Annotated in this window: 8 protein-coding genes; 7 read left to right on the forward strand and 1 reads right to left on the reverse strand. The window is 64.8% G+C overall.

Annotated elements, in window-relative coordinates; genetic code table 11:
* Positions 1-681, reverse strand: a 681-nt coding sequence (gene cbiE / locus HP547_RS25420; protein ID WP_172288139.1) for a precorrin-6y C5,15-methyltransferase (decarboxylating) subunit CbiE, incomplete at its 3' end; no start/stop codon positions are given.
* A 231-nt stretch (positions 682-912) separates the two neighbouring features.
* Between cbiE and cobG the strand changes: the two genes are divergently transcribed.
* The 7 genes from cobG to HP547_RS25455 form a co-directional block, all read left to right on the forward strand.
* Positions 913-2,244, forward strand: coding sequence for a precorrin-3B synthase (cobG, locus tag HP547_RS25425; protein WP_172288141.1), 1,332 nt, complete (start codon positions 913-915; stop codon positions 2,242-2,244).
* The gene (locus tag HP547_RS25430) at positions 2,237-2,863 is read left to right on the forward strand and encodes a precorrin-8X methylmutase (protein ID WP_172288143.1); all 627 of its coding nucleotides are present in this window, start codon (positions 2,237-2,239) and stop codon (positions 2,861-2,863) included. The genes cobG and HP547_RS25430 overlap by 8 nt, the downstream gene beginning before the upstream one ends.
* On the forward strand, positions 2,860-3,594 hold the full coding sequence (locus HP547_RS25435) for a precorrin-2 C(20)-methyltransferase (RefSeq protein WP_172228456.1): 735 nt from the start codon (positions 2,860-2,862) through the stop codon (positions 3,592-3,594). Before HP547_RS25430 ends, HP547_RS25435 begins: the two co-directional genes overlap by 4 nt.
* Positions 3,582-5,279 carry a precorrin-3B C(17)-methyltransferase gene (cobJ, locus tag HP547_RS25440; protein WP_172288145.1) on the forward strand — a complete coding sequence of 566 codons (1,698 nt, stop codon included), beginning with the start codon at positions 3,582-3,584 and terminating at the stop codon, positions 5,277-5,279. Before HP547_RS25435 ends, cobJ begins: the two co-directional genes overlap by 13 nt.
* Positions 5,280-5,399: 120 nt before the next feature.
* Positions 5,400-6,083 carry a hypothetical protein gene (locus tag HP547_RS25445; protein WP_172288147.1) on the forward strand — a complete coding sequence of 228 codons (684 nt, stop codon included), beginning with the start codon at positions 5,400-5,402 and terminating at the stop codon, positions 6,081-6,083.
* Positions 6,084-6,137: 54 nt separating this feature from the next.
* The gene (locus HP547_RS25450; protein ID WP_172228450.1) at positions 6,138-6,833 is read left to right on the forward strand and encodes a hypothetical protein; all 696 of its coding nucleotides are present in this window, start codon (positions 6,138-6,140) and stop codon (positions 6,831-6,833) included.
* Positions 6,826-7,340: hypothetical protein (locus HP547_RS25455; RefSeq protein ID WP_172288149.1), on the forward strand; the 515-nt coding region annotated here is incomplete at its 3' end. The genes HP547_RS25450 and HP547_RS25455, both read left to right, overlap by 8 nt.

Raw genomic sequence — 7,340 nt, forward strand, 5'->3', positions numbered from 1 at the left:
GTGCTCGAAGGCACTGTCTGGCAACCCGGCCAGCCTGTGCAGGCGCGGCGCATCGGGTGCCGCCAGGCATTCGATGGCTACCAGGTTGAGGGCAGCGATATCGGCATGCGGCCAGTCCTGCGCAGTGCCGGCCAGCGTTTTTTCCGCGTCGCCGCCCAAGTGTTCGAGCACCTGCAGGCGGCTTGGACCGAAGCCACGCGCACGCAGCAACGCGGCGATCGCTGCGGGGCTGTCGCCATCGTTGCTCAGCACCAGCAGGCGCACGCCGCTGTGCAGGTAGGCATTCAGCGCCGTCAGGGGCCGTGCGACCAGCGACAGCACTTGCACGTCCTGCAGCGGCCAGCCCAGGCGGGCGGCCGCCAGGGCACAGGAAGAGGGCATCGACAGCACGCGCATTTCTGCTGCAGGTACCTGGCGGGCCAGGCTGGCACCGACGCCATAGAACATCGGGTCGCCGCTGGCCAGAACGCACACCGGCTCGCCGCGCAGGGCCAGCACCGGGGCCAGGGAGAACGGGCTTGGCCAGCCCAGCCGTGTGCCGGACACGCAGCGAGGGAGCAAGGCCAGCTGGCGGGGGCTGCCGAAGATCTTTGCAGCGGCCAGCAGCGCGCGCCGGGGCTGTTTGCCCAGGCCAGTGAAGCCGTCTTCGCCGATGCCTATTACTGTCAGCCAGGGGGTCATGTGTTTCAATCCGCCATTTTTGGGGGCGCTTTGCGCCCCTTCGCGGGTGAACCCGCTCCTACAGGATGTGGGGCAACGATGATCCTGTGGGAGCGGGTTTACCCGTGAAGAGGGCGACGCGGTCGTGAATTTCTACTCAAACGCCGAGGATGCTCGACCACCGGCTTTTCATGCCGCCGGACAAAGCAGGCATAATACCGCGCCTTCTCCACTCAAGCGCATTTTCACAGATTGCCGGACACCCCTTTGAAGCAGGCCAATGCCCCCCACGTATCGCCCCGCCCCTCGGCCTGCCCGGGGTTGTGGCGCATTGTCAGTGCCCGCGACGGCGGGATCTGCCGGATCAAGCTGCCCGGTGGCCTGCTGTTTGCCGACCAGGCCGATGCAGTGGCTGCAGCGGCCGAGCGTTTCGCAGGCGGCGTGATCGAAGCCACCAACCGCGGCAATTTGCAGATACGCGGTATCGGCAGCCACCACCGCGAGTTGGTCGAGACACTGCTCGCTGCCGGCCTGGGCCCGCGTGACGCGGCGGGTGACGATGTGCGCAACCTGATGCTCAGCCCGCTGGCCGGGCAGGATCCGACGATGCTGCTGGATGCCCGGCCGTTGGCTGGACGAATTCTCGAGCTGCTGGAAGGCACACCGCGTTTTCATCAGTTGTCGGCCAAGTTCGCCGTGCAACTGGATGCCGGCGAAAGCCTGGCGATGCTCGAACACCCCCATGACCTGTGGCTCTCGGCCCTGCGCCTGGAGCAGCAGACCTGGCTTGCGTTTGGCCTGGCGGGATGCCCGGCTGAAGGCCAGGTGCTGGGCGCCGTGCCGCTGGAGCAAGGCCTGCAATTGGTGCGCGCTGTGCTGGAGCGCTTCCTCGACCTGGCAACCCCGGTGCAGTCGCGCATGCGCCAGTTGCTCGAAGCCTGTTCGGTAACCGATTTCATCGACGGGCTTGGTCTGGCCATTCGCCGCGACCCAGCCGTGCTCGCATGGCGACGTGAACCCCACAACGCTTCTTGGCTGGGCGTGCTACCCCAGGCCCAAGGCCTGGCGCTTGGCGTTGCCCCGCCGCAGGGCCGGCTGACCCCCACCATGCTGCGTGGTGCCGCGCGCATTGCCTGTCAACTGGGCGATGGCAGCTTGCGCTTGAGCCCCTGGCAAAGCCTGGTGCTGCCCAACCTGCAAGCGCAACACATCGACCAGGCCCAGGCCGATTTAGCCGCACTGGGCCTGCTCTGCAACGACCATGAACCTCTGGCGCGCATCAGCGCCTGCACCGGCGCCAGCGGCTGCGCGAAGGCCCTGGGCGAAACCAAGGCCGACGCGCTGACCCTGGCCACGCTGCTGGGCCCGGGTGCGCCAGCCAGCGTGCACTTGTCCGGTTGCCCCCGATCCTGCGCCATGGCCCATGTTGCCCCGGCCACCCTGCTGGCCCGTTCGCCGGGCCGTTACGACCTGTACCTGCGTGATGCGCGCCAGCCTGGCTTCGGTGCCCTGCGCGCCACCGACCTTACCTTGAATGAAGCAGGCGCCATGCTCGACCTGCCGACGGAGCACCTTGATGATTGACTACATCCGCGATGGTCAGGAGATCTATCGCAATTCCTTCCGGATCATCCGCGAGGAGGCCCAGCTCGAGCGGATCCCCGCAGACCTGGAAAAGCTTGCCGTGCGGGTGATCCACGCGTGTGGCATGGTCGACGCCATCGATGGCCTGCAATTCTCCGCAGGCGCCGGCCGTGCCGGGCGCGAGGCACTGTTGAACGGCGCGCCGATTCTGTGCGATGCGCACATGGTCGCCGAAGGCATCACCCGGGCCCGCCTGCCAGCGGACAACAAGGTCATCTGTACCTTGCGTGACCCGAGCGTGCCTGGCCTGGCCAAGGACGCTGGCAACACCCGTTCTGCCGTGGCCCTGGAGCTGTGGCGCCCCCATCTGGAAGGCAGCGTGGTGGTGATCGGCAACGCACCCACTGCGCTGTTCTACTTGCTGGAAATGCTCGATGCTGGTGCCCCGAAGCCCGCGTTGATCCTCGGCTTCCCGGTCGGCTTCGTCGGTGCAGCCGAATCCAAGGCGATGCTCGCTGCCGACAGCCGTGGCGTGCCGTTCGTGATCATGCAAGGCCGCCTGGGCGGCAGCGCGATGGCTGCTGCGGCAGTCAACGCCCTGGCCACGGAGGTGGAATGATGGCGCCGCGTGGACGTCTGCTGGGCCTGGGCGTGGGCCCTGGCGACCCTGAACTGATTACCCTCAAGGCCCTGCGCCTGCTGCGCGAGGCCCCTGTAGTCGGCTATTTCGTGGCCAAGGGCAAGCGCGGCAATGCCTTCGGCATCATCGAGGCACACCTGCAGCCCGAGCAGGCCCTGCTGCCGCTGGTCTACCCGGTCACCACCGAAGCCTTGCCAGCGCCGCTGTCCTACGAGCAGGTGATCAGCGACTTCTACGACGAGGCCAGCGTGCAGGTGGCCGAGCACCTGGATGCCGGTCGCGATGTGGCGGTGATCTGCGAGGGTGACCCATTTTTCTATGGCTCCTACATGTACCTGCATGATCGCCTGGCGCAGCGCTACGAGGCCGAGGTAATCCCCGGCGTCTGCTCGATGCTCGGTGGTGCTTCGGTACTGGGCGCGCCGCTGGTGTACCGCAACCAGAGCCTGTCGGTGCTGTCTGGCGTACTGCCGGCCGAAGACCTCAAGCGCCGCCTGGCCGACGCCGATGCGGCGGTGATCATGAAGCTTGGGCGCAACTTCCCGAAAGTGCGCGAAGTGCTGGCCGAACTTGGCCTGGACGGGCGCGCGCTGTATGTGGAACGGGCGACCATGGCCAACCAGAAGATCGTGCCGCTGGACCAGGTCGACCCGCAGTCGTCGCCCTACTTTTCGCTGATCATCGTGCCGGGTGAAAAATGGCAGGGCTGAACATGCACAAGGCACCGGCGATCGTCATCCTCGGCCCAGGCAGCCTGGCCACGGCGCAGCGTATCCAGCAGTGTTATCCACAGGCGTCGATCCATGGCCTGGAAGGCCGGGTCGAAGGTGTCGACAGCTACTACAGTGCGTTCGGCGACACCCTGCGCGAGCTGTATCAGCGGGATACGCCGATCATTGCCCTGTGCGCTGCGGGCATCGTCATCCGCAGCCTGGCCAGCCTGCTCGACGAGAAAGGCACAGAGCCGCCGGTGCTGGCCGTGGCCGAGGATGGTAGCGCCGTCGTGCCGTTGCTCGGTGGGTTGGGCGGCGTGAACGTCATGGCGCGCGAAATTGCTGAGGCGCTGGGCGTAGCCGCCGCCATTACCACCAGTGGCGAGTTGCGCTTCGGCACCTGCCTGCTCAACCCGCCGCAGGGCTATGCCCTGGCGGATATCGAGCAAGGCAAGCGCTTTGTCTCCGACCTGCTGGCTGGCGAGTCGGTACGCATTGAAGGTGACGCACCGTGGTTGCTGCAGGCGCAGTTGCCTGCCAGTGAAGCGGCCCGGCGCACCATCCATGTGGGGCATCAGGCGCGCCCGGCCAGCCGCGACGAACTGCTGATCCATCCGCGTTCGGTAGTCGTCGGTGTCGCCGGCGGCAATCTGCACGCTATTCGTGCTGCATTGCAGCAGGCTGGCATCGCCGAGCCCGCACTGGCGTGCGTGCTGGCCGACGAGCAAGCCATGGCCGATAGCGCCCTGCGCGAAGCCGCAGCGGCCTTGGGTGTTGCCTTGCGCTTCGCCGCCAAGCCACACGATGTCGCCAGCATGGTTGCCACGGCGTTGCCCGAAGCTCGGTTGATCGAGCAGGCAGAGGTGGTGATTGCAGTGTCGCCTGCACCAGTCGAGGTGGCGCAGATCGGCCGCCGTCGCGGTCGCCTGGCGGTAATCGGCCTGGGCCCGGGAGCTGCCGAGCTGATGGTGCCAGCGGTCAAGGCAGAGCTGGCGCGTGCGCAGGATGTACTCGGCTACGAAACCTATGTGCGCATGGCGGGCCCGTTCCGCGACGATCAGGTGCAGCACTGCACCGACAACCGTGAAGAGATGCAGCGCGCTCGGCACGCCTTCGAGCTGGCGGCCCAAGGCCGTTCGGTGGTGGTGGTGTCGTCGGGCGACCCGGGCGTGTTTGCCATGGCGGCCGCAGTGCTCGAAGCCTTGCATGAGTCCAGCGACCCTGCCTGGCATTGCGTTGACCTCGAGATCCTGCCGGGGGTGTCGGCCTCGCTCGCAACGGCGGCCCAGGCGGGCGCACCGCTGGGGCATGATTTCTGCGTGATGTCGCTTTCGGACAACCTCAAGCCTTGGTCGATCATCGAAAAGCGCCTGGACCTGGCGGCACAGGCCGACCTGGTGCTGGCGTTCTACAACCCGATCTCGAAATCCAGGCCGCACCAGCTTGGCGTGGCGCTTGAAGTCGTGCGCCGACATCGGGAGGGGACCACGCCTGTAGTCCTTGGCCGTGATATCGGTAGGCCGGGGCAGACGCTGAAAGTAGTCACCTTGGCCGAATTGCTGCCGGAAATGGTCGATATGCGCACCATGGTGCTGGTCGGTTCGTCGACGACATGCACCTTCGACCGCGCCGATGGCGGGCTGTGGGTGTATACCCCGCGCTGGTACCACAACCACCCCTGAACAAGGGCATGCCGACGGCTAAGGAAGTGCTGCAGGGCGGGTTGAGTTTTGCGTTGCCGTTAGGTTTGTGGCTGGAGCCAGAGGGCTCCAACCGTAAATATCCAATGGAGACCCAAAGCGATGGCCGTGAAAAGCGAGAAACTGGAACTTCAGGTACTACCGGACAAGAACCTGTTCGTGTTCCCGGACGCTATGTCCGACATGAACCGTGACGCTGCCAAGGCATGCCATGCCTTGGCAACTCAAGGTGCCAACAAGCAGCACGACCCTATCAAGGAGACTCGGGAGTGGTTCAGGCAGTACGTTTTCCTGATGTCCAAGATGGGTTGGGCCCCGACCAATGTCGACGTGCAGGAAGTAACCCAGAGCGACAGGCAACTGGAAATCAGCAACCTGGTGGGTAAAGGCTTGCAGGCCGCCTACGGGATCTTCACCGGAGAGGTGGCAACTGCGCTCGAAGGCCTGGGCAAGACCGTCATTGCCGCACTTGCCGCCAGCACTAAAAACGTCGAGATGTTGAACCGCAAGACGTTCGAAGATGACCGTACCGGGTTGAGCCTTGCCAAATGCGAGCAGACCTCAGCCGGCCAGGTAGCCATGCTGGTCAGCGCGATCCAGACCGATGCCAAGCCTGATAAATCAGCCAACTACCTGCTGCTCAAGTGGGAAAGCAGCGGCACCCGGAACTTTGCCTGTGGTGCGGTGTTGAACTTCGACCCGCGACAGTACGACAAGGTCCGCTCGCTGGTTGAAACCAAGCTTGATGACAATGCCTTGCAGGTATTGCTGGCCCTTGAAATCTGATCATTGAGTCGGCCCGCCGGCATCACGGTGTCGGCGAGGCTGGAGGGCGAAATCATGCAAGCCAATTATGCTTTGTGGCTAAACGGTAACAGCCTGGTATGGGTTCATGCTGCCGTCAGCCAATCAAGGGTAGACGATCTGCTCAATATTCAGCTGGCCGCCTATCTGGCGGCCAGCAAGCGTCACCCACGTAACTTGCGCCATGACGGCTGGCACCGGGAATACCTGCGGGTGCAAGGCAGCTTCGGTTGTACTCCGGTCACTGTGCAGGCCCGCCCGGTTTCCGCGCCGCAGGCCGCATGTTTCGAGCCGTGGGCCATCCTTCGGGCCAACCTGCTGGCTGCTCTGGCCGCTGAATCGCATGCAGAGGCAGGGCGTTGCCTGGACATGTTCAAGGCAAGCCCTGACCCAGCCCTGCAGCAGGCGTTGTGGGCAGAATGCATACGGCCGCCGGATGCCGGGGGTGACAGCCATGCTCATGTGGAACTGCGATTGGTATTGCCAGACGGTTCCATCGTCAGCACCGAACTCAGATTCAGCACTGCTTCGCCGCCTGATGCGCTATGGCTCTGGCAAGTTCTGGAGCCCGCGTGCGACGAGCCCCCCCAGCAACTCGACTGCCGTTACCAGACCAGCGCCAAGCTTGTCGACCGGGTGAGCTGCGGCCTGCAAGCCGCCATTGGCACCAAGAAAGCGCAGTATCGCGGCCAGGTACAACCGCCAGTGGCACAGGAGCCTGTCCATGAGTAAGTTCAATCAACCGGCTGCCAGTGCCAGTGTTGTCCACAGCAGCCTGATGTCATTCTTGCCGGGGGTCAGCCCTCAAGCGCGTGATGACCTCCTGCTGGCCAACGCGTTTGCCCAGCAGGTCGCCTGGGGCGATCTGGACGAGGGGCTAGAGCCTGACTGGTTCAGGAACTACTGGCGAAACCTGGCTGCGCTAGGGTTTGATGGCAAGCTGGCACCCGCAAGGCGAAAGTTCGGCCCTGACCGGCAAACCCTCGCCGAGCGCGCCGTGGCGCAGGTCGAGCAGCTAGGCTCACCCGCGCACGGTGCGGTGGCCGAACAGTCCTTGCAGGCACTGCGCAATGACAGGCAGTCACTGTCTGCCTTCGAGTCCCGCGCACTTGCGAAGGACAAGGCGCGTTTCCAGTTGCTGCCCTGCGCCCAGCAGCCGAACGGGTTTATCGACCTGGTGATACTGCACATGGAAATGTCACTCAGGCATTCGACCAGCGGGTTTCTGTACCTGGAGTC

This window comes from Pseudomonas sp. CM27 (genome assembly GCF_013179515.1).
Classification (GTDB): domain Bacteria; phylum Pseudomonadota; class Gammaproteobacteria; order Pseudomonadales; family Pseudomonadaceae; genus Aquipseudomonas.